Raw genomic sequence first — 22,821 nt, 5'->3', positions numbered from 1 at the left:
GACATCAGCTCGACAGCACGAGCGTGGGGAGACCGCCTCCCTGGCCGGGGCTCGCGGCGTCGAGGGCCGACGTCCAGTCCGGCCTGCTCGCGTCGAGGCACCTGGTTGTAGCAGCATGTCCGTCATGAGCGATCAGCGGAGCCCGGGTCTGCGTCCCGGCGGCCCGACCGACGCGCCCGCCGTGCTGCGGCTGCTCGACGATGCCACCGCCTGGCTGGTGGCGCGGGGTCGCACCGGGCAGTGGGGCACCGAGCCGGCCTCGACCGACCCGCGGCGCATCGCGCAGGCCGAGGCCTGGGCGGGCGGCGGCGGGCTGTGGCTGGCGACGCTCGCCGAGCGGCCGGTCGGCGCGCTGGTGGTCGGGACGGCGACGGAGTACGTGCCACCCGCCACCGAGCCCGAGCTGTACGTGAACCTGCTGGTCACCGACCGCGCGCACGCCGGGTCGGGCATCGGCGGCCGGCTGCTGGCGCGCGCCGCCGAGCTGGCCCGGGAGCGCGGGCTCGGCCTGCTCCGGGTGGACTGCTACGCGGGCGGCGACGGCGCGCTGGTCCGCTGGTACGAGCGGCAGGGCTTCACCGCCACCGACCCGTTCACGGTCGAGCGCCCCGGCCGCGACCCGTGGCCCGGGCAGGTCCTCGTCCGCCGCCTGCCCTGACCACCCGCCCGTCGACACGGCACGTCCCGACGGCGGCGCGGGCCGCCACGGCTCAGCCGGCGCTGCGCAGCTTCGGCAGCACCTCGGCGCCGAACGCGTCGATGAAGTCCCGCTGCTCCTGCCCGACGTGGTGCAGGGCGATCTGGTCGAAGCCCAGCTCCAGGTACTCCTCCAGCCAGCCGACGTGCCGGCCGAGGTCGGCGGAGACGTTCACGACGTCGTGGACCTTCTCCATCGGCACGTCCTGCGAGACCGCGTCGAAGTGCTCCGGGGTCTCCAGGTCCCAGCAGATCGGCGGGGCGAAGACGTTGCTGCGCCACTGGTCGTACGCGAGCCGCTCGGCCTCGGCCTGCTCCGGCGCCCAGCTCACGTGCACCTGCAGGTGCAGCGGGCCGCGCCCGCCGGCGTCCCGGTACGCGTCGATCATCTGCCGCAGGTGCGCGGTCGGGGCGTTCACGGTGATCAGCCCGTCCGCCCACTCGGCGCACCAGCGGGCGGTGGCCACGCTGACCGCCGCCCCGATCAGCGCCGGCGGCTGCTCCGGACGGGTCCACAGCTTCGCCCGGTCCACCCGGACCAGGCCGTCCTGGCTGACCTCCTCGCCGGCCAGCAGCGCGCGGATCACGTCCACGCACTCGCGCAGCCGGGCGGCGCGGACGTCCTTGCGCGGCCAGCCGTCGCCGGTGATGTGCTCGTTGCTCGCCTCGCCGGTGCCCAGCGCGGCCCAGAACCGGCCCGGGTACATCGCCCCGAGGGTGCCGATCGCCTGCGCGATGATCGCCGGGTGGTAGCGCTGCCCGGGGGCGTTGACCACCCCGAACGGCAGGTCGGTGGCCTGGAGCGCCGCGCCGAGCCAGGACCAGGCGAAGCCGGACTGGCCCTGCCGCTCGCTCCAGGGCGCGAAGTGGTCCGAGGACATGGCGGCGTCGAAACCGGCCCGCTCGGCGTGGATCACCGCCTCCAGCAGGGCGCGGGGATGGATCTGCTCGTGGGACGCGTGGAAGCCGAACACCGTCATGACGTCCCTCCGTACCCATGACGGCGTCCGGCTACGCCGACGAAGCCGGACGGGGCTACTCCGCGTGCGCCCCGGCGCCGGCCGAGGCGGCCCCCTCACCCACCCAGACGGTCTTGGTGTTGCAGAACTCCCGCATGCCGAGCGCGGAGAGCTCGCGGCCGTAGCCGGAGTTCTTCACCCCGCCGAAGGGCAGTTCGGGGTAGGACGTGGTCATCCCGTTGAGGAAGACGTTCCCGGCGTCCAGATCGGTGGCGAAGCGCTCCTGCTCCTGCGGGTCGCGGGTCCAGGCGTTGGAACCCAGGCCGAAGGAGGTGCCGTTGGCCACCTCGATCGCCTCCTCGTACGACGACACCCGGTAGAGGCCCGCGACGGGCCCGAAGACCTCCTCGGACCACATCCGCATCTCCGGCCTCAGGTCGGTGACCACGGTCGGCGGGTAGAACCAGCCCGGGCCGGCGGGCGGCTCGCCGCCGCAGAGCACGGTGGCGCCCTTGTCGACCGCGTCCCGCACCTGCGCGTGGATCTCGTCGCGCCCGCCCTCGCTGGCCAGCGGACCGACGTCGGTCTCGGGGTCCATCGGGTCGCCGAGCCGCAGGGCCGACATGTTCGCGGCGAACCTCTCGGCGAAGGTGTCGAAGACGTCGGCGTGCACGATGAACCGCTTGGCGGCGATGCAGGACTGGCCGTTGTTCTGGCAGCGGGCGGTGGTCGCGACCTCGGCGGCCCGGTCCAGGTCCGCCGAGGGCATCACCACGAACGGGTCGCTGCCACCGAGCTCCAGCACGGTCTTCTTCAGCTCCCGGCCGGCGATCTGGCCGATCGACCGGCCGGCGCTCTCACTGCCCGTCAGCGTCGCCGCGCGCACCCGCGGGTCGCTGAGCACCCGGTCGACCTCGGCCGAGCCGACCAGCAGGGTGGTGAACGCCCCCTCCGGGAAACCGGCGCGGCGGAACAGGTCCTCCAGCAGCAGCGCGGTCTGCGGCACGTTGGAGGCGTGCTTGAGCAGGCCGGTGTTGCCGGCCATCAGGGCCGGCGCGGCGAAGCGCAGCACCTGCCACAGCGGGAAGTTCCAGGGCATCACCGCGAGCACAGGCCCGATCGGCTGGTAGCGGACGAAGGCCCGGACGGCCTTGACCGCTCCCGCGTCGGCGGGCTCGTCGGCGAGGAAGTCGGCCGCCTTCGCCGCGTAGAAGCGGCAGGCGCTGGCGCACTTGGTTACCTCGGCCTTGGCCGACGCGTACGTCTTGCCCATCTCGGTGGTCATCAGCCGGGCGATCTCGTCGCGCTCGGCCTCCAGCAGGTCGGCCGCCGCGTTCAGCCAGCGCCCGCGCTGCTCGACCGTGGTGCCGCGCAGCTGTCGGTACGCCAGGTCGGCCCGCTCGATCGCGGCGTCGATCTGCTCCGGCGACATCGGGTCGTAGGTCTTGAGCGTCTGTCCGGTGGCGGGATTGGTGGTCGCGATGGGCATCTCGTACTCCTGTCACTCGAAGAGTGAGTGGCGGGCGCCCGGCTCCTCCCGGCGGCGGGCGGCGCGGCGGCGCTGGATGATGACCAGGTCGACGACGGCGACCACCGCGAAGACGACGCAGAGGACCCCCAGCCACACCAGGTCGGCGTTGAACGCGAGCACCGCGAAGACGGTCATGGTCACCAGCCCGAACCCGGCCAGCAGGAGCCGCATGTTGAGCGCGCTGTAGGCGTGGCCGACCGTGCCACGGGCACGCCGGGGCTGCGATCTCGTCATTGCACCGACCTACCCCCGATCGACCCGCTTAACCCGCCCCGGCCGGTCGGCTCCCCCCGGGCGCCCTCGTCGGTGCGCGGGGCGCCCAGGGCCACCGCGTCGGCGGCGTACGCCGTGAAGTCCTCCGGCGCCCGCCCCGTGACCCGCCGGACGGTGTCGGCCGTGCCGGTGGGCCGCGTCACCCCGCTGGTGGGGTGCGTTACACCGGCCGCCGGTGAGCCGGTCGAACCGGCTCCGACCGGAGAGGATGGCCGGTATGACGATGACCCACGCGCTGCCGGTGACCGTCGCCGTCGCCCGGCGCACCGACCCCGCCCGGACCAGCGAGATGGTGGCCTGGATGCGGGCCGGCACGGCGCTGGCCGAGGCGTTCCCGGGGTTCCTCGGGTCCGGCTGGGTACGCAGCGCGCCCGGCTCCGGGGAGTGGCACATCATCTACCGCTTCGCCGACCACGACACGCTGCGCCGCTGGGAGGAGTCCCCGCAGCGGCACTGGTGGCTCTCCTCCGCGCAGGGCATCGTCGAGCACACCCGGGTCGAGCGGCGTACCGGCGTCGAGGGCTGGTTCGACCCGCCGCGGGAGCACGCGGCGCAGACCGTGCCGGTCAGCGCCGAGCCGACGGTCCCGCCGCCCTCCCCACCGCGCTGGAAGCAGGCGGTGACCATCTGGCTGGCGTTCTTCCCGCTCAGCCTGACCGCGACGCTGCTCACCAGCCGGTTCCTCCCGGACGTGCCGCTGGCCGCCCGGGTGCTGATGATGACCCTCACGCTGACCCCGCTGATGACCTACCTGGTGCTGCCCCGGATCACCCGGACCCTGCACTGGTGGCTGCACGGCCAGCCCGCGCCCTGGCGCCTCGCGCGCTGACCGCCGCCTGCCGCGCCGACCTCCGCCTGCCGCGCTGATCCCGCCCGGCGCCGACCGCCGTCTGGCGCGCCGACCGCGCTCTGACACACTGATCCCACCCGGCGCGCCGACAGCGGTCTGGCGCGCGATCCGCGCCTAGCACGCGGAGTCGCGCCGGAACAGCCCTCTGCCGCATAGTCGACAGCGGCGGGTTGCCCCACCGGGCCCGCGCTTAGAGTTACCGCGCTGTCGCTCTCCGCTGCGGGACTGGGGATGGTATGCCTCGACGTTGGGTCACCGTGGCCGCCTGCCTGCTGGCGCTGGTCGCACTCGCCTGCGAGGGCGGCGGGGAGCCCGGCTCCCGCCCGCCACGGGAGACGCCGTCGCCCGGCTCGCCCGGCGGCATCGCGGCCCTCGGCGACTCGATCAGCACCGGCTTCGGCTCCTGCCTGGTGCTGGTCTCGTGCCAGCGCAACTCCTGGTCCACGGGGGACGGGCTGCGCGTCGACAGCCTCTACCGACGGCTGCTCGACCGGAACCCGGCGATCCGGGGCAAGGTCCACAACCACGCCAGCCCCGGGGCCCGCGCGGCGTCGCTGGAGGGGCAGGCCCAGCGGGCGGTACGCGACCGCGTCGACCACGTCACCGTGCTGATCGGCGCCAACGACGTGTGCCGGGGCGGCATCGAGGCGATGACCCCGGTGAAGCAGTTCCGCGCCGAGGTCGACCGCGGCCTGCGGGTGCTGCGGCAGGGCCGGCCGAAGGCCAGGGTGCTGGTGGTGAGCGTGCCGAACCTGCACCGGCTCTGGGAGGTCGGGCACACCGACGCACGGGCGGTGCGGGCCTGGAAGCGGGGCGTCTGCCCGGCGCTGCTGGCCAACCCCACCTCGACGGATCCGCTCGACCGGGCCCGCCGGGCGGCCGTCCGGGAGCGGATCGCCGACTACAACGCCCAGCTCGCCGCCGCCTGCAAGGCGTACGGCTCTCGCTGCCGGCACGACGGCGGGGCGGTGCACCGGGTGCGGTTCGACCTGGAGCTGGTCAACCCGCTGGACTGGTTCCACCCCAATGCCGCGGGGCAGGACCGGCTGGCCGACGTGGCGTGGCGCGCCTCCGGCCTCGGCTCCTGACCCGCCGACCGACCGCACCGGCCCACCCGGACCGGGCGGCGGGATGGGCGTACGGCGGCCCGCCTCAGGGCCGGCGGGGCTCGGGGACGGTCGGTCCGCCGTACTGGCGGTAGAGGGCGTGGGAGCGCGCGGCGAGATCCTTGGTGGCCGACGAGTTGGCCCAGGTGCCGAGGACGATCGCCGCGCCGGGCACCACCTTGGCGAAGACCCGCTTCGCCGCGCGCACCCCGGCCATCTGGGCCAGTCGCACGCCGAGGCGCAGCATCACCTTGCCGAGCGGGTTCTGCCCGCCGCTGCCGAAGAGGGCCCCGGCGCGCTCCCGGCCGGCGGCCACCCCGAGCGCGAGCCGGGCGCTCTCGGCGACCTTGTGCACCTTCTGCAGCACCAGCAGGTCGGTGGCCCGGTCGCCGTGCAGCGGGTCGACACCGTACGCGGCGGCGACGTGCAGCACCATCCGGGCCTGGGTCCAGGCCAGCACCCCCACGTCGATCACGGCGCCGGGCAGCCCGGCGGCGCCCGACACCGCCCCGGAGAGCCGGGCGTGGTTGACGAACTTGCGTACCGCCTGCTCCGCCAGGGCCTCGGCGGAGATGCCGGGCTGCTCGGCCCGGGCCCGCGCGGCCCACTGCGCCGCCTCCGGCCCCAGCCGGCGTACGGCCTCCAGGGCGAGGTGCTCCGGGGCGTACTGCGGGTCCTCCCGCATCCGGTCCCAGAGCTTCAGCGGCGGCGCCTCGGTGGCCTCCTGCGTCGGTGCCGGAACCACGGCCGGCGGCTGCGGTCCTCCGGCGAGGTGCTGGTCGTCGGCGGGCGCGGAATCGGTCACAGGGTCTCCCGGGGGTCGGAGAGGTCGGCGGTGACGGGTCAGCGGCGGTTCTGGAGCTTGGCCGCGAGGCCCCGGAGCTTCTGCTGGGTGCCGGGCTTGGCCAGCTCGCGACGGCCACGGTCGACCATCTGCTGACCCTTGGGCGAGCGCAGGAAGGTGCTGATCCGCTGCATCAGTGACATGTTGTCCTCCAGTCGGTGGTGCCCTGTTCCATGTGTACCTCGGAGCGACAACTCATGTACCCCGGATGCCCGAACCGCAACCGTCCACTGTGGTTGGTGCAAGCCTACTGCCCGGCCTCCAGGCACGCGGCGACGACCTTGGTGGCGCGCCACTCGTGCTTGGCGTAGTGCTCCGGGTAGGCGGAGATCTGCACCGCCTGGGCGGCGTCGGTGAGCCGCATCTGCTGCCAGCCCGGCACCTGGGCCAGCGCCGAGAGGAACTGCCGGGTGGCGAACTCCGGGTCCATCAGCTCACCGACCTCGCCCCAGCCGCTGCTGGAGCGCTGCTGGAACAGCCCGACCGAGTCGTGGTCCCACCCGATGCCCTGGTGCGGGTACTCGCGGGACTCGGGAAGCACCCCGCTGGCGACGTTGTAGAGGTTGCTCTCCTGCATCGCGGTGGCGACCGCGATCACCAGCGCCCGCCGGGGCATCCCCATCTCGCGCCCGGTCCGCACGATCTCCTCGGCGTTCTCCATCTGGGCGTCGTCGAGCCCGACGACCGGGGCGGGGTCGACCGGCTTGCGGGTGGTCTTCTTCGGCGCCGGGGTGGTGGTGTCCGGGTCGGCGGCGCGGGTCGGGCTGGCGGAGGCGGCGACGCGCTCCACCCTGCGGGAAGCCGGGTCCGGCTCGGCGCGCTCGGCGAGCGCGGAGGGGGCGGCGGCGGGGGCCGGGTCGGCGGAGCCGTCGCGCGCGCCCTGGGCGACGGCGGTCAGTCCGAGGCAGCACAGCACGCCGGTGGCGAGGGCGATCCGGGCCCGGGCCGGCCCGCGCGTCAGCAGGTGGGCGTACGCCCCGGCGGCGCGGAGAACGGTTGACCGAACGTACGAGGGGGTATCGTTCGAACGGTCAACCCGGTCACCGGGGGCGGTCTGGTCGTCGAGGGTGGGGTCGTCACGCATCAGCCGAGGCTAGGCAGGCCCACCCGCCCATCACCCGGGGTGATCTCGTGGCTTTCCTCACGATATGGGCTGGGCCGGGTGGACGCCCCCGTCGCCCCGGGCAGCCCGAGGGACGGACCTCGCGGACCGGTCAGACCTCCGGGTCGCCCCGGCCCGCCCCCGCGCGGCCGGAACGCGGACAAACCACCGACGCCCGGCCCATGATCCCCAAACTCCCCCGTTCGACCGATAGCCTGATCGTCCCGACGGTCATCCTTCGCCGTCCGACGGTGGGCTTGCGGGCATACGCCCGATTACTGGTCAGGTGACGACCCGCGGCGGGGCGCGGCGAGGAATGCACGAGGATGGCGGGTACGTTTCCCCGAACCGGGTGCCGTCGCGCGGCGACCCGTACGCACGACCAGGGAGGTCCGCACCGGTGCTCGACCCACACGAGCTCTACGAGCTCACCGACGATCTGCCCGACCTCGGTCAGCCGGTGCTGATCCAGACCCTCACCGGCTTCGTCGACGCCGGCAGCGCCACCCGACTGGCCAGGGAGCAGCTGCTCACCTCCCTGGACGCCCGCCCGATCGCCCGGTTCGACGTCGACCAGCTCTTCGACTACCGCTCGCGCCGCCCGGTGATGACCTTCGTCGAGGACCACTGGGAGTCGTACGACGCCCCGGCGCTGGAGCTGCACCTGCTCCGCGACGACGACGAGACCCCCTTCCTGCTGCTTACCGGCCCGGAGCCGGACCTGCAGTGGGAGCGCTTCGTGGCCGCGGTGGCCGGGATCTCCGCGCGGCTGGACGTCCGGCTCACCGTCGGGCTCAACTCGATCCCGATGGCCGTGCCGCACACCCGGCCCGCCGGGGTGACCGCACACGCCACCCGCCGCGAGCTGATCGCCGGCTACGAGCCGTGGTTGCAGCGGGTGCAGGTGCCGGGCAGCGTCGGGCACCTGCTGGAGTACCGCCTCGGCGAGCTGGGCCGCGACGCCCTCGGCTTCGCCGCCCACGTGCCGCACTACGTGGCGCAGACGGAGTACCCGGCCGCCGCCGAGGTGCTGCTCGCCTCCGTGTCCCGCAGCACCGGGCTGCTGCTGCCCCGCGACGGGCTGCGTTCGGCGGCCGAGGTGGTCCGCGTGGAGATCGACCGGCAGGTCGCCCAGACCGACGACGCAGCCCAGCTCGTGCAGGCCCTGGAGGAGCAGTACGACGCGTTCGCGCGCGGGCGGGGCGAGAAGAACCTGCTGGCCGCCGAGGCCGGGCCGCTGCCCACCGCCGACGAGCTGGGCGCCGAACTGGAGCGGTTCCTGGCCGAGCAGACCCGCCCGGGCGACACCCCGGGCAGCTGAACCGGCGACGCGCGCGGGAATGGGGCAGGCTGGTCACATGCGTCTGGCGACCTGGAACGTGAACTCGGTGAAGGCCCGCCTGCCCCGGCTGCTGGACTGGTTGGCCGGCACCGGGCCGGACGTCGTCTGCCTTCAGGAGACCAAGTGCCCGGACGGCGCCTTCCCAGTGGCCGAGGTGGGCGAGCTGGGCTACACGGTGGCCAGCCACAGCGACGGCCGGTGGAACGGGGTGGCCATCCTGTCCCGGGTCGGCCTGGCCGACGTGACGGTGGGGTTTCCCGGCGAACCGGGCTTCCCCGATCCCGAGGCCCGGGCCATCTCGGCGACCTGCGACGGGGTCCGGGTCTGGTCGGTGTACGTGCCGAACGGTCGGGCGCCGGACGACCCGCACTACGCGTACAAGCTCGCCTGGTTCGCGGCGCTGCGGGACGCGCTGGAGGCGGAGCTGACCGGTGGCCTGCCGCTGGCGGTCTGCGGCGACTTCAACGTGGCGCCCACCGACGCCGATGTCTGGGACCCGGCGGTGTTCACCCACTCCACGCACGTCACCCCGGCGGAGCGGGCGGCCCTCGCGGCGCTGCGCGACCTCGGGCTCTCCGACGTGGTGCCCACGCCGATGAAGGGCCCGCACCCGTTCACCTACTGGGACTACCGGGCGGGCATGTTCCACCAGAACAAGGGCATGCGGATCGACCTCGTGTACGCCTCAGCGCCGTTCGCCCGGGCGGTCCGCTCCGCGTACGTGGACCGGGAGGCGCGCAAGGGCAAGGGGCCCTCCGACCACGCGCCGATCGTGGTCGACGCCGACCTGGTTCCGGCCGTCGAGTCGTTCTGAGCCCCGGCCCCGTCGCTAGGGTGGAGCCATGGCAGTCGTGAAGATCAACGCGATCGACGTCCCTCCCGGCGCGGGCGAGGAGCTGGAGAAGCGGTTCGCCGCCCGGGCCGGGGCCGTGGAGAACTCCCCCGGCTTCCTCGGCTTCGAGCTGCTGCGCCCGGTGGCCGGGGAGAACCGCTACTTCGTCTACACCCGCTGGGAGACCGAGGAGGCCTATCAGGCGTGGGCCGCCGGCCCCTCCCGCGCCGCCCACGCCGGGACGGGCGAGAAGCGTCCCCCGGTCGCCTCCGGCGCCACCCTCCTGGAGTTCGAGGTCGTCCAACAGGTCCCGGGCCGCCCCTGACCCGCCCTCACCCTCCCGCTCCCCCCACCTCCCGCCCGCCCTCTCCGGAGGCGGCGATCATGAGGTTGGCGGCGAAGTGGATCTCCCTGACCACCGCCAACCTCATGATCACCGGGAACGGGCGGACCGGAGGGGGGCGGGGGTCGGGGTGGATGGGGTCAGCGGTTGTGGGAGGAGAGCAGGGTGGCGAAGGCGATGATGTTGTCGGCGTAGCCCGTCCGGCCGCCGAGCCAGTCGCCGCCGCAGGTGATCAGGCGCAGGCCCGCGGGGCCCTCGTCGCCGTAGACCCGCTCCGCCGGCAGCCGCTCCTTGGGGAAGTGCTCCACGGAGTCGACCCGGAACACCACGACCGAGCCGTCCGCCCGGGCCACCTCGACGGTGTCGCCCGGGCGCAGCTTGTGCAGGTCGTAGAAGACCGACGGACCACGCTTGGTGTCCACGTGCCCGACGATGACCGACGGGCCCGGCTCGCCCGGGGTGGGTCCCCGGTCGTACCAGCCGGTCTCGTCGGCCCGCTCGAGCGGCGGGACGGCGATCGAACCGTCCCGGGCCTGACCGACGGGAGCCACCGGGGCGGACACCTTGATCGCGGGAATCGACAGGCGCACCGGCCGGCTGGCCGCCAGCGCGCCGCTCTCGCTGCGCGCCGGCCGGTCCTGTCCCCCGCCGGCGGCCCAGTCGAACGGACCGGCGGTGCGCCCCAGGCCCGCGCCGGTGGCGAAGACCCCGGCCAGCACCAGCACCACGGCCAGCGGCACCGACCAGGGGCGACGTCCGGGCGGCCGTGGGCCCCGGGCCGCTGCGGCGGCCGGCTTCGGGGCGGGCGTGGTGGCCATGACCGGGCTCAGCGTCGGGCGGCGCCACGGACGGTACGCGGGCGGCGCGCCGCCCGGACCGCGAGCACGATGCCGGTCACGATCAGCGCGAGGCCACCCGGAAGCAGCAGCCCGCCCGTGACGCCACCGGCGCCCCCACCGAACCCGGTCGCCGGGCCGCGACTGGGCTTCACGGCCTTGACGACCTGGAGCATGGTCGAGGCGGTCTCGCCGTCGCGGCACTCCAGCTTGATCCGGTAGTTGCCGGGCCGGGTGCGCTCCCGCACCATCGGCGCCGCGGTCAGCGAGCCGTTCTGCGGCTGCACCTGCACCCGGCCGAAGGCGTCCGAGACCACGGTGGCGGGGACGGAGTTGTCCCGGCAGTTGGCCCGGATCCCCACCAGGAAGCCGGGCTCGACCGTGCTCGGGCTGACCTCGACGAAGACGTGCGGCCCCGGCGGCCCCGGCTGGGGCGCGCCGGCCCGGACCAGCGAAGCGACGTCGGGCTCCAGGACGACGCCGGACGACAGGGCGGCCGTGGGCGGCAGAGCGGCCAGGGACGACAGGGCGGCCGTGGGCGGCAGAGCGGCGAGGGCCGGCGGGGCCGCGAGCAGGGGACCGGCGAGCACGGTCGCGATCGCCAGCGCCACACCGCCGCGGTGCACCGACACGACGCCCCCTCCCGGCGCGTTGGGGCAGTGCCGGGCAACACCAGACACCCGGTCTGCCGTACGGGATGGATCCTCTCATCCCCGGGCGAACATCACATCCGATTCGGCGCGGTCGTCGCGTACCCTCGGGTCGTTGTGACCTTCACCGACTCCCCCGCCGCCGTCCCCGCGCCCGCCGCCCGGACGATCCGGACCTTCCATCCGCGCCGTGGCCGGATGAGCAGCCGCCAGACGGACGCCCTCGACCGGCTCTGGCCGGTCTACGGCCTGCACGTGCCGGAGCGGCCCGGCACGCCGGTGGACCTCGCCGGCCTGTTCGGCCGCCGGGCCCCGCTGGTGCTGGAGATCGGTTCCGGGATGGGCGACACCACGGCCGAGATGGCCGCCGCCGACCCCGGTCGAGATTATCTGGCGGTCGAGGTGCACACGCCCGGAATCGCCAACCTGCTGGACCTGGTGGACCGGCACGGCCTGCGCAACGTACGGGTGGCGCAGGGCGACGCCCTGGACCTCGTGGCGGGCCTGCCGGAGGCGTCGCTGGACGCCGTGCACGTCTTCTTCCCCGACCCCTGGCCCAAGTCCCGGCACCACAAGCGGCGGATCATCCAGCCGGCCCACGTCGCGCTGCTGCGCTCCCGGCTGACGCCCGGCGGCATCCTGCACTGCGCGACCGACTGGGCCGAGTACGCCGAGGCGATGCGCCAGACCCTGGACGCCGACCCGGGGCTGGTCGACGCGCACGACGGCTTCGCCCCCCGCCCCGCCCACCGCCCGGTCACCAAGTTCGAGCGCCGGGCCCTGCGGGCGGGCCGCCCGATCTTCGACCTGATCCACCGCCGGGCGTGAAGGCGGGGGCCGCTCCGGCGCCGGAGCGCCTGGGCCGCCATGCCGCACGGCGCCCTCGGAGCCGGCCCTTTCATGCCTCTCCCGCCCGGCCGGTTGGCGCTCGGGGGCATGATCCAGGCACGATGGACGCGCTATGACGCTCACCGCCGCGCTGCCGACAAGCGCCGACCCCGACACCCTCTTCGACGCGTTCGCCGGCTGGGCGAAGGAGCGCGGCCTCGACCTCTACCCCCACCAGGAGGAGGCGGTCATCGAGATCGTCTCCGGCGCCAACGTGATCATGAACACGCCGACCGGGTCCGGCAAGAGCCTGGTCGCGATCGCGGCGCACTTCGCGGCCCTGGCGGACGACCGGACGACCTTCTACACCGCCCCGATCAAGGCGCTGGTGTCGGAGAAGTTCTTCGCCCTCTGCGAGGTCTTCGGCGCCGACAACGTCGGCATGCTGACCGGCGACGCCAGCGTCAACGCCGACGCGCCGATCATCTGCTGCACCGCCGAGATCCTCGCCAACCTCGCGCTGCGCGAGGGCGAACGCGCCGACGTCGGCCAGGTGGTCATGGACGAGTTCCACTTCTACGCCGAGCCCGACCGGGGCTGGGCGTGGCAGGTGCCGCTCATCGAGCTGCCGCAGGCGCAGTTCGTCCTGATGTCCGCCACGCTGGGCGACACCACCCGCTTCGTCGACGACCTGGCCCGGCGCACCGGCCGGCCCACCGCCGTCGTCCGCTCCGCCGAGCGGCCGGTCCCGCTGATCTTCTCGTACGCGATGACGCCGCTGCACGAGACCCTCGAGGAGCTGCTGGAGACGAGGCAGGCGCCCGTCTACGTCGTGCACTTCACCCAGGCCGCCGCCCTGGAACGCGCCCAGGCCCTGATGAGCGTCAACGTCTGCACCCGCGCCGAGAAGGACATGATCGCCACCGCGATCGGGAACTTCCGGTTCACCTCCGGGTTCGGCAAGACCCTGTCCCGGCTGGTCCGGCACGGCATCGGCGTGCACCACGCCGGGATGCTGCCCAAGTACCGCCGGCTGGTCGAGACCCTGGCGCAGGCCGGCCTGCTCAAGGTCATCTGCGGCACCGACACCCTCGGCGTCGGGATCAACGTGCCGATCCGCACCGTGCTGTTCACCGGCCTGTCCAAGTACGACGGGGTGCGTACCCGGCTGCTCAAGGCCCGCGAGTTCCACCAGATCGCCGGCCGCGCCGGGCGGGCCGGGTTCGACACCGTCGGCCGGGTGGTCGTACAGGCACCCGAGCACGTCATCGAGAACGAGAAGGCGCTCGCCAAGGCCGGCGACGACCCGAAGAAGCGGCGCAAGGTGGTGCGCAAGAAGCCGCCGGAGGGGTCGATCGGCTGGGGCCAGCCCACCTTCGACCGCCTCGTCGAGGCGGAGCCGGAGCCGCTCACCTCCAGCTTCCACGTCAGCCACTCGATGCTGCTCAACGTCATCGGCCGCCCCGGCGACGCGTTCGCCGCGATGCGGCACCTGCTCACCGACAACCACGAGGACCGTGCCGCCCAGCGCCGGCACATCCGGCGCGCCATCGCCATCTACCGGGCGCTGCGCGCGGGCGGGGTCGTCGAGCAGCTCGACGAGCCCGACGAGACCGGGCGGCGGGTCCGCCTCACCGTCGACCTCCAGCTCGACTTCGCCCTCAACCAGCCCCTCTCCCCGCTGGCGCTGGCCACGATCGAGCTGCTCGACGTCGAGTCCCCCTCGTACGCCCTCGACGTGCTCTCGGTGGTCGAGTCGATCCTGGACGACCCGCGCCAGGTGCTCTCCGCGCAGCAGTTCAAGGCCCGCGGCGAGGCGGTCGCCGCGATGAAGGCCGAGGGCATCGAGTACGAGGCCCGCCTCGAACTCCTCGACGGCGTGACCCACCCGAAGCCGCTGGCGGAGCTGCTGGACTCGGCGTACGAGATGTACCGGCAGGGGCACCCGTGGGTGGCCGACCACGAACTCTCCCCCAAGTCCGTCGTCCGGGACATGTACGAGCGGGCGATGACCTTCACCGAGTACGTGCAGTTCTACGGGCTGACCCGCTCCGAGGGACTCGTGCTGCGCTACCTCGCGGACGCGTACAAGACGCTGCGCCAGACGGTGCCCGAGGACGCCAAGACCGAGGAGCTGGTCGACCTCATCGAGTGGCTCGGCGAGCTGGTCCGGCAGGTGGACTCCAGCCTCATCGACGAGTGGGAGCGGCTGCGCAACCCCACCGACGCCGCCGAGGCCGCCGAGGCCCTGGACGACCGTGTCCCCGCGGTCACCCGCAACGCCCGGGCATTCCGGGTGCTGGTGCGCAACGCCCTGTTCCGCCGGGTCGAGCTGGCCGCCCTGCGCCGCTGGTACGACCTCGGCGAGCTGGACGCCGCGTCGGGCTGGGACGCGGACGCCTGGGCCGACGCCCTGGAGCCGTACTTCGAGGCGTACGGGGAGATCGGGGTGGGCCCGGACGCGCGCGGACCGGCGCTGCTGATGATCGAGCAGGGTCGGGAGCGGTGGACGGTCCGGCAGATCCTCGACGACCCCGACGAGGACCACGACTGGGGCATCAGCGCCGAGGTCGATCTCGCGGCCTCCGACGAGGCGGGCGCGGCGGTCGTCCGGATCACCTCGGTCGGCCAGCTCTAGCCACCGCCGCGACCGTGCGGGGCCGGCTCCGGCCGGCCCCGCCGCGCTGCTCCGGGTGCCCGCACCCAGGTATCGCGTTGCCGGGGTGAGCCGCCCTGGACTAGGTTGACCCCGTGCCCGCCTCGGACAGGGTGCGCCGCCCCTAGCGGCGGCGCGAAACCCCAGACCCTCGAACGCTCTGCGTTTCCGCTCCGCCGCATCAGCGACCCTTCGCCGGTGTGGCCGTCCGGGCTGCCCGGCTCCGCATGCGATGTCCGGAGCCTTTCGTGCACAGTTCTGCATCCACCTGTCCCGTCCCCTGTGACGCCCCCTGCTCCCGTCTCCTCCCGACCGTCTCGGTCCCGGGTGGGTGGTCGCGGTGAACGCGCGCGCCCGCACCCTGACGGCGGTGCTGTTGTCGTCGCTGTCGTTTCCGTTGACCATCACCGGGGCGTCCGTCGCGCTTCCCGGCATCCAGCACGACCTCGACGCGTCGCTGACGACGGCGCAGTGGGTCGTCAACGGCTACAACCTCTGCTTCGCGGCGTTCCTGGCCTTCGGCGGCTCGCTCGCGGACCTGCTCGGCAAGCGCCGCCTCTTCGCCGCCGGGGTCGCGGTCTTCTTCGCCGGCAGCGTGCTGTGCGTGCTGGCCCGGGACGCCACGGTCCTGAACCTCGCGCGCGTCCTCGCCGGCACGGGTGCGGCAGCGGCGACGGCGACCGGTCAGTCGATCCTCGCGGCGACCTTCGCCGGAGCGGCCCGGACCCGGGTGTTCGGCGCGCTCGGCGCGGTCCTCGGCGTCGGCCTCGCGTTCGGACCCACGATCTCCGGCCTGCTCGTGGACGCGCTCGGCTGGCGGGCCGTCTTCGCGGTCCCCGCCGCGCTGGCGGGAGTCGTGCTGCTGCTGTGTCCCTTCCTGCCCGCCCTGCCCGGCGCCAGGAGGCGGATCGACTGGGGCGGCGGCGCGCTGTTCACCGCCGCGCTCGCGCTCCTCATCTGGGCCTTCGTCGAGGCACCCGCCCTGGGCGCCTCGCACCCGTCGGTGATCGCCGCGCTGCTCGCCCTCGTGGTCTGCGGGACCGGGTTCGTACGGGTCGAGAAGCGCCGCACCGACCCGATGTTCGACCTCGCTCTCCTGCGCAACCAGCGCTTCGTCGGGTACTCCCTGGTCGCCGCGACCATGATGGGACTGCTCGTACCCCTGCTGGTCTACCTGCCCTCCTACCTCATCGACGTCGTCGGCCTCGACGCCGGTCGAGCCGGGCTGTGGATGCTCATGCTCACCCTGCCCTCGGTCGCCCTGCCCCCGGTCGGAGCGGCGGTCGCGCGTCGCTCGCCCCGCCTGCTGTCGGTCGGGTCGATCGTCCTCGGCGCGGCCGGCATGTTCGCCCTCACCACCATCGGACCCGACAGCACACCCCGTTCCCTCCTGCTGCCGCTGCTGCTGATCGGGACCGGTGTCGGCGCCACCACGGGCGTGATCGACGGACTCGCCATCTCCAGCGCGCCCGTCCGGCAGGCCGGCACCGTGGCCGGGCTGTTCAACACGGGCCGGCTCGTCACCGAGACCGTCGCGCTCGCGCTCGTCGGCTCCACCCTCGCCGTCGTCAGCGGCGGGCACCTCGCCGGCGACGGCTTCACCGCCGCGCTGCACGTCGTCGCGGTGGCGCTGGGGTGCTTCGGCGGCGTCTGCGCCGTCGCCGTGGGTCTGCTCCTGCGGCGACGCGATGCCGGGCGGCCGGAGGCGTGACGCGTCAGGCGGTGGTGAGGACGACGAGCTGCTGGGTCGCCCGGGTCATCGCGACGTAGCGGTCGACCGCGCCTGCGACGCCGTCGCCGAACGCCTCCGGGTCGACGAGGACGACCAGGTCGAACTCGAGCCCCTTCGACAGCTCCGGGGTCAGCGACCGGACGCGGGACGTCGCCCGGAAGGTGGGGTCGCCGATGACGCAGGCGACCCCCTCGGCGTGGGCGGCGAGCCAGGTGTCGAGGATCGCGTCCCGGTCAGCGGCGGATCCGCGTACGACGGGAAGGCCGCCGCTGCGGATGGAGGTCGGCACGTTGGCGTCCGAGAGCACGGCCCGGATGACCGGCTCGGCCTCCGTCATGACCTCCTGCGGCGTCCGGTAGTTGATGCTCAGGGAGGCCAGGGTGATCCGGTCGAGCCCGATGCGTTCCAGCCGTTCCTGCCACGACTCCGTGAAACCGTGCCTGGCCTGCGCGCGGTCGCCGACGATGGTGAAGCTCCGGGACGGGCAGCGGAGCAGCAGCATCTGCCACTCGGCGTCGGTCAGCTCCTGCGCCTCGTCCACGACGATGTGCGCGAACGGGCCGGCGAGCAGGTCCGGCTCGATGTCGGGCAGTACGGTCTCGTCGACCAGGGCGTCCTGGAGGTCCAGTTGGCGCAGGCTCGACAGCACACCCTCGCCGTCGTCGTAGACGTGGGCCGCGATGAGGTCGTCCACGACCGTCGCCATGCGCGCGCGTTCGACGGCGACGACGGCCTCCTGCCGCCGCCGGCGCCCGGACGCCTCCGGGTCGCCGAGCCGCTGCCGTGCCGCGTCCAGGAGCGGCAGGTCCGACACCGTCCAGGCCCGGGCGTCGCGGCGCTGCAACCTGCGGACCTCGTCGCCGCTGAGCCAGGGGGCGCACGTGCGCAGGTAGGCCGGCACCGACCACAGGTCGCCGACGAGGTCGGTCGCCTCGATCAGCGGCCAGGCGCGGTTGAAGGTCGTACGCAGCTCCCGGTTGCGCAACAGCGACCTGCGGACCAGGTCGTCCGGCTCGTCGCCGTCGTACCTGTCCGTCAGGATCGTGAGCAGCTCCTCCCAGACCTCGTCACGCGCCTCGTTGTGCGGGGCACCGGACCCCGGCGCCTCGAACGCCGCGGCCCAGTCGTCGGCGCTGAGCCAGATGTCGGACTCGTCGGTCGCGACCGTCATCCCCTTCGTCGGCGGCTCCTCGTAGAACCTGACCGCCGCCTCGATCGCCCGCACCAGGTCCGCGGACGACTTCAGGCGGGCCACCTCCGGGTCGGTCTCGACGGTCGCCGCGGCGCCCTCCGGTACGAGGTCCCGCAGGGTGCACGTCTGCACGTCCTCCTCGCCGAGGCTGGGTAGGACGTCGGCGACGTAGGCCAGGTAGGGCTGGTGCGGCCCGACGAACAGCACGCCGCCACGGCGGTGACCGAGGCGGGGGTCGGCGTAGAGCAGGTACGCGGTGCGGTGCAGAGCGACGACGGTCTTCCCCGTGCCGGGACCGCCGTCGACGACGAGCGCGCCACGCGAGCCCGCCCGGATGATGGCGTCCTGGTCGGCCTGGATCGTGCTGAGCACGTCGCGCATCCGGGTCGACCGGCTGCCGCCCAGGCTGGCGATGAAGGCGGACTGGTCGTCGAGCGCGGCGGCGTGCCCCTCGAACCCGTCCGGGGTGAACACCTCGTCCCAGTAGTCGGTGATCCGGCCACGGGTCCAGCGGTACCTGCGACGGCTCGCCAGACCCATCGGGTTGGCATGGGTCGCACCGAAGAACGGCTCGGCCGCGGGGGAACGCCAGTCGAGCAGCAGCCGACGCCCCGCGCCGTCCGTCAGGCCACGTCGTCCGACGTACACGGGCTCGGGGTCGTCCGCACCGACCATGTGTCCGAGGCACAGGTCCATCCCGAAGCGACGCAGTGTGCGCAGCCGGGCGGTCAGCCGGCGGATCTCCGTGTCCCGGTCGACCGCCTGCCGGCCCTTGCCGCCGGGCGCCCTGCGCTCGGCGTCGAGGCGGTCGGACAGGTCGGTGGTCAACTGATCGAGGCTCTCCGCGATGGCCGCGAAGTGCCGCTCGTCGCCGGCGATCAGCGTCGGGTCCCCCTTGGCGGAGAGATGGTCGGGAAGGTCGAACGCACTGGTGGTCAGCGGGCTCACGTCGTCAGCTCCGATCTCGTTCTGGGCCTGGCCCGGCGACACCGGTCAGCCGCGCCGGAAACTCCTCGTCCGGGGCGCACTCAGCCGCATTTACGCGCCGGGTGCCGCGAGTTCCACCAGCGTTTCGACGTCCCCCGTTCGACGACGACACACGCGTTCAGCGAATTCCGTTTCCGCTGGTCCTGGCCTCGGCGGGTGATTCTGCGGCACGACCCGGGTCTTGCCGCAAGCCCCCCGGTGCGCTATATGTTGAGAAGGGAAAGGAGCGGATGCTCCTTTCCCTTCGTCGTTGCCGGGGCGAATAGCATTTCGCGAACCGAACGCGTCGGGAGCGCCGCCTTACACCGCACCGTCGCGGCGGCCCGGCCAGGCGAGAAGGTTCGTAGCTGACGTGTCCGCTTCAGTCGGCCACTTCTTCGGCCGGGCGGCCGGACGGGGCTGCGGGTGCCCTGGCGGCGACCGTCAGCTGAACCGCTCCGTGACCACGGGTATCAGTCCGTGCCACCGCACTGTCTCCGTCAGGTCGTCCAGGACCGGGCCGACGGTGTCGTCGAGGTCGGTCGCGAGCAACGCGGTCACGTCAAGGCCCCAGGCGAGCCCACCGCCGACGCGGCGGAGGGTCCAGGAGAAGAGGTCGTTGCCTGCCCTCCGGTGCCCGGCCGGCAGCTCCGGGACCGGCCCACGGGCATCCTGGCCGCCGGGCGGCGGACTCCAACAGTCGCGGAGAGCCTCGACCTGCTCGGCTCGCAGATCCTTGGCGAACAGGACGCGGTAGGTCCGCTTCTCCGCAAAGCCCGCCGGTGTGTCGACCGGTCCCAGCCGCAGCAGCGGTGCCGTGGCAAGGGTCTCGTGGTCGACAAAGCTCGACCGCAGTGCTGCCTCATCCGGTAACCTGCCACCGCCGAGCCGCCGGTATGCGATCTCCGCGCCGCTTCGGTCGCTCGGCACCACCCGGGTGAGCGACACGGGATCCGTGCGCGTGACCCGGCTGAAGGACGCGCAGCTCAGCCAGCGAGGGTCTTCGACCCGCCAGGCCGCGGCGAACAGGCCCACCGTCACGAATTCCTGGTCGCGTACGAACTCTTCGACGAGGATGCCCTCGGGTGCGGCCGGCTGTTCGCCGCGGGCAGGAGCGAGAAGCAGGTAGTAGTCCAGCCCGCGTCGCGGGCGGCTCCGCTGGGTGACGACCGCTCCGTGCCGCGTACGACCCTCGTCGTCGACCACGCGCAGGAGCCTTCCCTCGAGTCGGCCCTCGGCACCTTCGCTCGTCGTCGAGAGGTCCCGATCGGCTGGTCCGGCGTCGTGACGCGCGGCCCGTGCGTGCGGCCAGCAGGGGCTCCCCGGGGACAGCGAAGACCGTCGCGGCTCACCGTATCGGAGCATCGGGTCCACGGCGGCGACGAAGGCACTCACAAACCCTGGGAGATGTCACACCCGTCGATTAGAATGTATGTACTAATCGAGGTCCTGACCTGGGAGGACGCCCGTGATCACGCCCGCCTCCGCCCCACCCACCCCCTACGCCACCCTGCTCGGCTTCACCCGCTACGTCGACCGCACCGGCCCGACGAAGGCCACCTTCGTCGGGGGCCTGCGCAAGCAGCGGGCCAGCCGCTCCGGCTTCAACCCGCACGGCCAGTTCGTCAAGGCGCTCAAGGCCGACATCGCCTTCCACACCGGGGGCACCCACCTCGACCAGGTGGTCGACGTGGTCAAGCCCCGCTGGCGACCGCTCTACCAGGCCCTCGTCCCCGGCGCGACGGCCTGGCTGCGCTCCCTCGGCGAGCCGAGGGACGTCGACCTCGCCCAGACCCGCGACGCGCTCGCGATGCTGGGCGACCTGCCCGTCAAGGTCAACCCCCAGTTCGGCGTACGGCACGCCGACGGTCGCGTCGAGGCCGTCCGACTGCACTTCGACGAGGCGCCGCCCAGCGAGGAGGCGACGCTCGCCACCCTGCACCTGATGGCCCGGCACATGGACGCGGTGCTGCCGCACGCCGAGCCGGTCCTGGTCGACGTGCGTCGCGGCGAGGCCCACCGCATGCCCGCCGACGCCCGCCCGGAGCAGATCGAGCGCTGGCTGGCCGGCGAGGCGGCGGCCTTCCGGGCCATCTGGGCCACCGCCGCCTGATCCCTACCCACCATCCGATCCGCCCGCCCGGTCCGGCCGACACGGCCGGGCCGGGCGCCGACCGAAAGCCCACATCCCGGGCGGCGGATCGACACGACGCCCAGCATCGTGAATCATCTATCTTCATGACCACCGGGTCCACGGACGCCCGTCCGCCCGCCGAGATCGCCGACCACGACCAGGTTCCCGCTCCCCGGGACCCCGGCCGGCGGGAGCGGTGGAGCTGGCTGCGCCACGAATGGACGCTGGCGGTGCTCGGCGGGCTGCTGCTGGCGGTGGTGCTGACCTGGCCGACGATGCGGCATCCGGCGAGCACCATCCCCGGCGACATCGGCGACCCCACGTTGCAGGCGTGGCAGATGGCCTGGGCCGGGCACGCCGTGCTCAACAACCCGGCCGGTCTCTGGCACTCCAACACGTTCTTCCCCGAGACCCACACGTACGCCTACAGCGACACCCTGCTCGGATACGCCCCGTTCGGGATGCTCGGCTCGGGCTTCGAGGCCGCCCTGGTCCGATACAACGTGATGTACGTGCTGGTGCACGCGCTGGCCTTCGTCGGGGCGTACGCGCTGGTCCGGCAGCTCGGCGCGGGCCGGCTGGGCGGGGCTGTCGCCGGGGTCGCGTGGGCGTACGCGCCCTGGCGGTTGGCGCACTCCGGCCACCTGAACATCCTGTCCAGTGGCGGGATCGCGTTGTGCCTGGCGATGCTGGCCCGCGGGCACGGCTGGTCGCTGCGGCACGGCTACCGGCCGGAGCGACGGCGTCCGGGCTGGGCCCTGGCGGGGTGGCTCGTCGCCGCCTGGCAGATCAGTCTGGGCTTCGGCATCGGGCTGCCGCTGGTGTACTTCCTGCTGGCCGCGGTGCTGGTCGGGGCCGGCGGCTACGGCTGGTCGTGGTGGCGGCGCGGGCGACGTCCCGCGTTCGGCCGGCGGCTGCTGGTCGCCGACCTGGCCGGCGGGGCCGCCTTCGGCGCGGCGACGCTGCTGCTGGGCCTGGTCTACCTGCGGGTCGTCGATCTCAACCCGCAGGCCGAGCGGTCGCTGGCCTGGACGGAGATGTTCTCGCCGCCGCTGATCGGCTTCGTCACCGCCCCGGCGGACTCGTGGTGGTGGGGCGAGCGGCACGCGGCGGCCCGGGAACAGCTGTCCTGGCCGCCGGAGATGGCGTTGCTGCCCGGGATGGTCCTGCTCGCGTTGGCCGCGGCGGGGCTGTTCGTCTCGGTGTTTCCGGCCCGGCACCGGGTCGCGTTGGGGCTCGGCGTGCTCGGCACGGTGCTGCTGGGCCTGGGCGTCACCCTCGGCGGTGACGGCGATCCGGGCTACCTGACGCTGTCGAAGCACCTGCCGGGCTGGGACGCGTTGCGGACGCCGGGGCGGATGATGCACTGGACCAGCCTGCTGCTGGCGGTGCTGGCGGCGGGCACGGTGACGGTGTTCGCCACGGCGGTGCGGCGGTGGTCGTCCCGGGGCTGGGCCAGGTTCCTCGCACCGGTGCTCCTGCTGGTGCCGCTGGCCCTGGTCGGGCTGGAGGGGGTCAACCGGACGGCGCATCCGGTGGTGCCGACGCCGCCGGCCGCGATGCGTACGGCGGGGGAACCGATGCTGGTGCTGCCCGCCGGCGGCGCGGTCGACCTGATCTTCATGTTGTGGACGACGGACGGGTTCCCCCGGGTGACGAACGGGCTGGCCGGGTTCGAGCCGGTCACCCAGGCGCAGACCCGGGCCGCGACGGCCGCCTTCCCCGATCCGGGCAGCGTGGCGTACCTGCGGGGCATCGGGGTGCGGTCCGTGGTGGCCCTGCCGGGCTGGACCGCCGGGACGCCCTGGGAGGGCATTGCGGAGCGGCCGTTCGACGGGCTCGGCATCACCCGGGAGGAGATCGATGGTGTGCTGGTCTACCGCCTCTGACCGGGGCGGCGCGGGGCCGCGCGGCGCGGGCCGGGGGTCCTCGGGCACCGGCCGGGCGGG

At 73.7% G+C, this 22,821-nt stretch carries 21 protein-coding genes; 11 read left to right on the top strand and 10 right to left on the bottom strand.

All coding sequences use genetic code 11. The features are described 5' to 3' along the window. Positions 1 to 124: 124 nt before the first annotated feature. Positions 125 to 658, top strand: coding sequence for a GNAT family N-acetyltransferase (locus ACLQ22_RS19005; protein ID WP_425693487.1), 534 nt, complete (start codon positions 125 to 127; stop codon positions 656 to 658). A gap of 52 nt (positions 659 to 710) precedes the next feature. Here ACLQ22_RS19005 and ACLQ22_RS19000 read toward each other — a convergent pair whose 3' ends face one another. From ACLQ22_RS19000 to ACLQ22_RS18990, 3 genes are read right to left on the bottom strand one after another with little or no spacing between them, the layout of a single operon-like run. Beyond that, positions 711 to 1,676, bottom strand: a complete 966-nt coding sequence (locus tag ACLQ22_RS19000) for a TIGR03885 family FMN-dependent LLM class oxidoreductase (RefSeq protein ID WP_425693486.1) — start codon at positions 1,674 to 1,676, stop codon at positions 711 to 713. A gap of 55 nt (positions 1,677 to 1,731) precedes the next feature. Continuing rightward, the gene (locus tag ACLQ22_RS18995) at positions 1,732 to 3,144 is read right to left on the bottom strand and encodes an NADP-dependent succinic semialdehyde dehydrogenase (RefSeq protein WP_425693485.1); all 1,413 of its coding nucleotides are present in this window, start codon (positions 3,142 to 3,144) and stop codon (positions 1,732 to 1,734) included. Between the two features lie 12 nt (positions 3,145 to 3,156). Then, entirely contained in the window at positions 3,157 to 3,420 is a 264-nt protein-coding gene (locus ACLQ22_RS18990) for a DUF6343 family protein (protein ID WP_121395528.1), read from the bottom strand. Positions 3,421 to 3,676: 256 nt separating this feature from the next. On the opposite strand from ACLQ22_RS18990, the gene ACLQ22_RS18985 reads away from it, so the two are divergent. Together ACLQ22_RS18985 and ACLQ22_RS18980 are read left to right on the top strand one after the other, a co-directional pair. Next, complete coding sequence (locus ACLQ22_RS18985) at positions 3,677 to 4,288, top strand: antibiotic biosynthesis monooxygenase (RefSeq protein WP_121395531.1); 612 nt, start codon at positions 3,677 to 3,679, stop codon at positions 4,286 to 4,288. A gap of 257 nt (positions 4,289 to 4,545) precedes the next feature. Continuing rightward, positions 4,546 to 5,397, top strand: coding sequence for a GDSL-type esterase/lipase family protein (locus ACLQ22_RS18980; RefSeq protein WP_425693484.1), 852 nt, complete (start codon positions 4,546 to 4,548; stop codon positions 5,395 to 5,397). Positions 5,398 to 5,461: 64 nt separating this feature from the next. Here the strand turns inward: ACLQ22_RS18980 and ACLQ22_RS18975 are convergent, their stop codons facing one another. The 3 genes from ACLQ22_RS18975 to ACLQ22_RS18965 all read right to left on the bottom strand — a co-directional run bounded on the left by ACLQ22_RS18975 (position 5,462) and on the right by ACLQ22_RS18965 (position 7,343). Continuing rightward, positions 5,462 to 6,220, bottom strand: a complete 759-nt coding sequence (locus ACLQ22_RS18975; RefSeq protein ID WP_425693483.1) for an EcsC family protein — start codon at positions 6,218 to 6,220, stop codon at positions 5,462 to 5,464. Positions 6,221 to 6,258: 38 nt separating this feature from the next. After that, entirely contained in the window at positions 6,259 to 6,402 is a 144-nt protein-coding gene (locus tag ACLQ22_RS18970) for a hypothetical protein (protein WP_165947802.1), read from the bottom strand. Between the two features lie 104 nt (positions 6,403 to 6,506). After that, positions 6,507 to 7,343 (bottom strand): peptidase M23, encoded by an 837-nt coding sequence (locus tag ACLQ22_RS18965; RefSeq protein WP_425693482.1) that lies wholly within the window; start codon positions 7,341 to 7,343, stop codon positions 6,507 to 6,509. A 418-nt stretch (positions 7,344 to 7,761) separates the two neighbouring features. Here ACLQ22_RS18965 and ACLQ22_RS18960 point away from each other — a divergent pair, with 418 nt between their 5' ends. From ACLQ22_RS18960 to ACLQ22_RS18950, 3 genes are read left to right on the top strand one after another with little or no spacing between them, the layout of a single operon-like run. Then, entirely contained in the window at positions 7,762 to 8,682 is a 921-nt protein-coding gene (locus ACLQ22_RS18960) for a proteasome assembly chaperone family protein (protein ID WP_121395537.1), read from the top strand. A 37-nt stretch (positions 8,683 to 8,719) separates the two neighbouring features. Next, on the top strand, positions 8,720 to 9,517 hold the full coding sequence (locus tag ACLQ22_RS18955; protein WP_425693481.1) for an exodeoxyribonuclease III: 798 nt from the start codon (positions 8,720 to 8,722) through the stop codon (positions 9,515 to 9,517). Between the two features lie 28 nt (positions 9,518 to 9,545). Next, positions 9,546 to 9,860, top strand: coding sequence for an antibiotic biosynthesis monooxygenase family protein (locus ACLQ22_RS18950; RefSeq protein ID WP_357086250.1), 315 nt, complete (start codon positions 9,546 to 9,548; stop codon positions 9,858 to 9,860). A gap of 158 nt (positions 9,861 to 10,018) precedes the next feature. Here the strand turns inward: ACLQ22_RS18950 and ACLQ22_RS18945 are convergent, their stop codons facing one another. Then, positions 10,019 to 10,696, bottom strand: coding sequence for a class F sortase (locus ACLQ22_RS18945; RefSeq protein ID WP_425693480.1), 678 nt, complete (start codon positions 10,694 to 10,696; stop codon positions 10,019 to 10,021). Positions 10,697 to 10,704: 8 nt separating this feature from the next. Continuing rightward, a complete protein-coding gene (locus ACLQ22_RS18940; protein WP_425693567.1) occupies positions 10,705 to 11,340 on the bottom strand; it encodes a hypothetical protein in 636 nt (211 codons plus the stop codon). Positions 11,341 to 11,562: 222 nt separating this feature from the next. Here ACLQ22_RS18940 and trmB point away from each other — a divergent pair, with 222 nt between their 5' ends. The 3 genes from trmB (at position 11,563) to ACLQ22_RS18925 (ending at position 16,559) form a co-directional block, all read left to right on the top strand. Continuing rightward, complete coding sequence (gene trmB / locus ACLQ22_RS18935; RefSeq protein WP_425693566.1) at positions 11,563 to 12,192, top strand: tRNA (guanosine(46)-N7)-methyltransferase TrmB; 630 nt, start codon at positions 11,563 to 11,565, stop codon at positions 12,190 to 12,192. 133 nt (positions 12,193 to 12,325) lie between these two features. Beyond that, complete coding sequence (locus tag ACLQ22_RS18930; RefSeq protein ID WP_121395544.1) at positions 12,326 to 14,830, top strand: DEAD/DEAH box helicase; 2,505 nt, start codon at positions 12,326 to 12,328, stop codon at positions 14,828 to 14,830. A 358-nt stretch (positions 14,831 to 15,188) separates the two neighbouring features. Further along, on the top strand, positions 15,189 to 16,559 hold the full coding sequence (locus tag ACLQ22_RS18925) for an MFS transporter (protein WP_425693479.1): 1,371 nt from the start codon (positions 15,189 to 15,191) through the stop codon (positions 16,557 to 16,559). A 4-nt stretch (positions 16,560 to 16,563) separates the two neighbouring features. On the opposite strand, the gene helR is transcribed toward ACLQ22_RS18925, so the two are convergent. Together helR and ACLQ22_RS18915 are read right to left on the bottom strand one after the other, a co-directional pair. Then, positions 16,564 to 18,711, bottom strand: coding sequence for an RNA polymerase recycling motor ATPase HelR (gene helR / locus ACLQ22_RS18920; protein WP_425693565.1), 2,148 nt, complete (start codon positions 18,709 to 18,711; stop codon positions 16,564 to 16,566). 471 nt (positions 18,712 to 19,182) lie between these two features. Continuing rightward, positions 19,183 to 19,944 (bottom strand): hypothetical protein, encoded by a 762-nt coding sequence (locus ACLQ22_RS18915; RefSeq protein WP_425693478.1) that lies wholly within the window; start codon positions 19,942 to 19,944, stop codon positions 19,183 to 19,185. A gap of 262 nt (positions 19,945 to 20,206) precedes the next feature. Between ACLQ22_RS18915 and ACLQ22_RS18910 the strand changes: the two genes are divergently transcribed. Next, positions 20,207 to 20,851 (top strand): hypothetical protein, encoded by a 645-nt coding sequence (locus tag ACLQ22_RS18910; RefSeq protein ID WP_425693477.1) that lies wholly within the window; start codon positions 20,207 to 20,209, stop codon positions 20,849 to 20,851. 125 nt (positions 20,852 to 20,976) lie between these two features. Then, a complete protein-coding gene (locus ACLQ22_RS18905; protein ID WP_425693476.1) occupies positions 20,977 to 22,761 on the top strand; it encodes a hypothetical protein in 1,785 nt (594 codons plus the stop codon). Positions 22,762 to 22,821 lie beyond the last annotated feature (60 nt).

Source organism: Micromonospora sp. DT178 (assembly GCF_049841695.1).
Lineage (GTDB): Bacteria > Actinomycetota > Actinomycetes > Mycobacteriales > Micromonosporaceae > Micromonospora.
The sequence above is the reverse complement of the archived record's forward strand: the minus strand, read 5'-3'. Positions and strand labels throughout refer to the sequence as shown.

Coding starts and splice junctions, on each gene's coding strand:
- ACLQ22_RS18965 (WP_425693482.1), bottom strand. CDS start 7,343: ATGCGTGACGACCCCACCCTCGACGACCAGACCGCCCCCGGTGACCGG.
- ACLQ22_RS18985 (WP_121395531.1), top strand. CDS start 3,677: ATGACGATGACCCACGCGCTGCCGGTGACCGTCGCCGTCGCCCGGCGC.
- ACLQ22_RS19000 (WP_425693486.1), bottom strand. CDS start 1,676: ATGACGGTGTTCGGCTTCCACGCGTCCCACGAGCAGATCCATCCCCGC.
- ACLQ22_RS19005 (WP_425693487.1), top strand. CDS start 125: ATGAGCGATCAGCGGAGCCCGGGTCTGCGTCCCGGCGGCCCGACCGAC.
- ACLQ22_RS18950 (WP_357086250.1), top strand. CDS start 9,546: ATGGCAGTCGTGAAGATCAACGCGATCGACGTCCCTCCCGGCGCGGGC.
- ACLQ22_RS18930 (WP_121395544.1), top strand. CDS start 12,326: ATGACGCTCACCGCCGCGCTGCCGACAAGCGCCGACCCCGACACCCTC.
- trmB (WP_425693566.1), top strand. CDS start 11,563: ATGAGCAGCCGCCAGACGGACGCCCTCGACCGGCTCTGGCCGGTCTAC.
- ACLQ22_RS18995 (WP_425693485.1), bottom strand. CDS start 3,144: ATGCCCATCGCGACCACCAATCCCGCCACCGGACAGACGCTCAAGACC.
- ACLQ22_RS18955 (WP_425693481.1), top strand. CDS start 8,720: ATGCGTCTGGCGACCTGGAACGTGAACTCGGTGAAGGCCCGCCTGCCC.
- ACLQ22_RS18990 (WP_121395528.1), bottom strand. CDS start 3,420: ATGACGAGATCGCAGCCCCGGCGTGCCCGTGGCACGGTCGGCCACGCC.
- ACLQ22_RS18945 (WP_425693480.1), bottom strand. CDS start 10,696: ATGGCCACCACGCCCGCCCCGAAGCCGGCCGCCGCAGCGGCCCGGGGC.
- ACLQ22_RS18970 (WP_165947802.1), bottom strand. CDS start 6,402: ATGTCACTGATGCAGCGGATCAGCACCTTCCTGCGCTCGCCCAAGGGT.
- ACLQ22_RS18980 (WP_425693484.1), top strand. CDS start 4,546: ATGCCTCGACGTTGGGTCACCGTGGCCGCCTGCCTGCTGGCGCTGGTC.
- ACLQ22_RS18905 (WP_425693476.1), top strand. CDS start 20,977: ATGACCACCGGGTCCACGGACGCCCGTCCGCCCGCCGAGATCGCCGAC.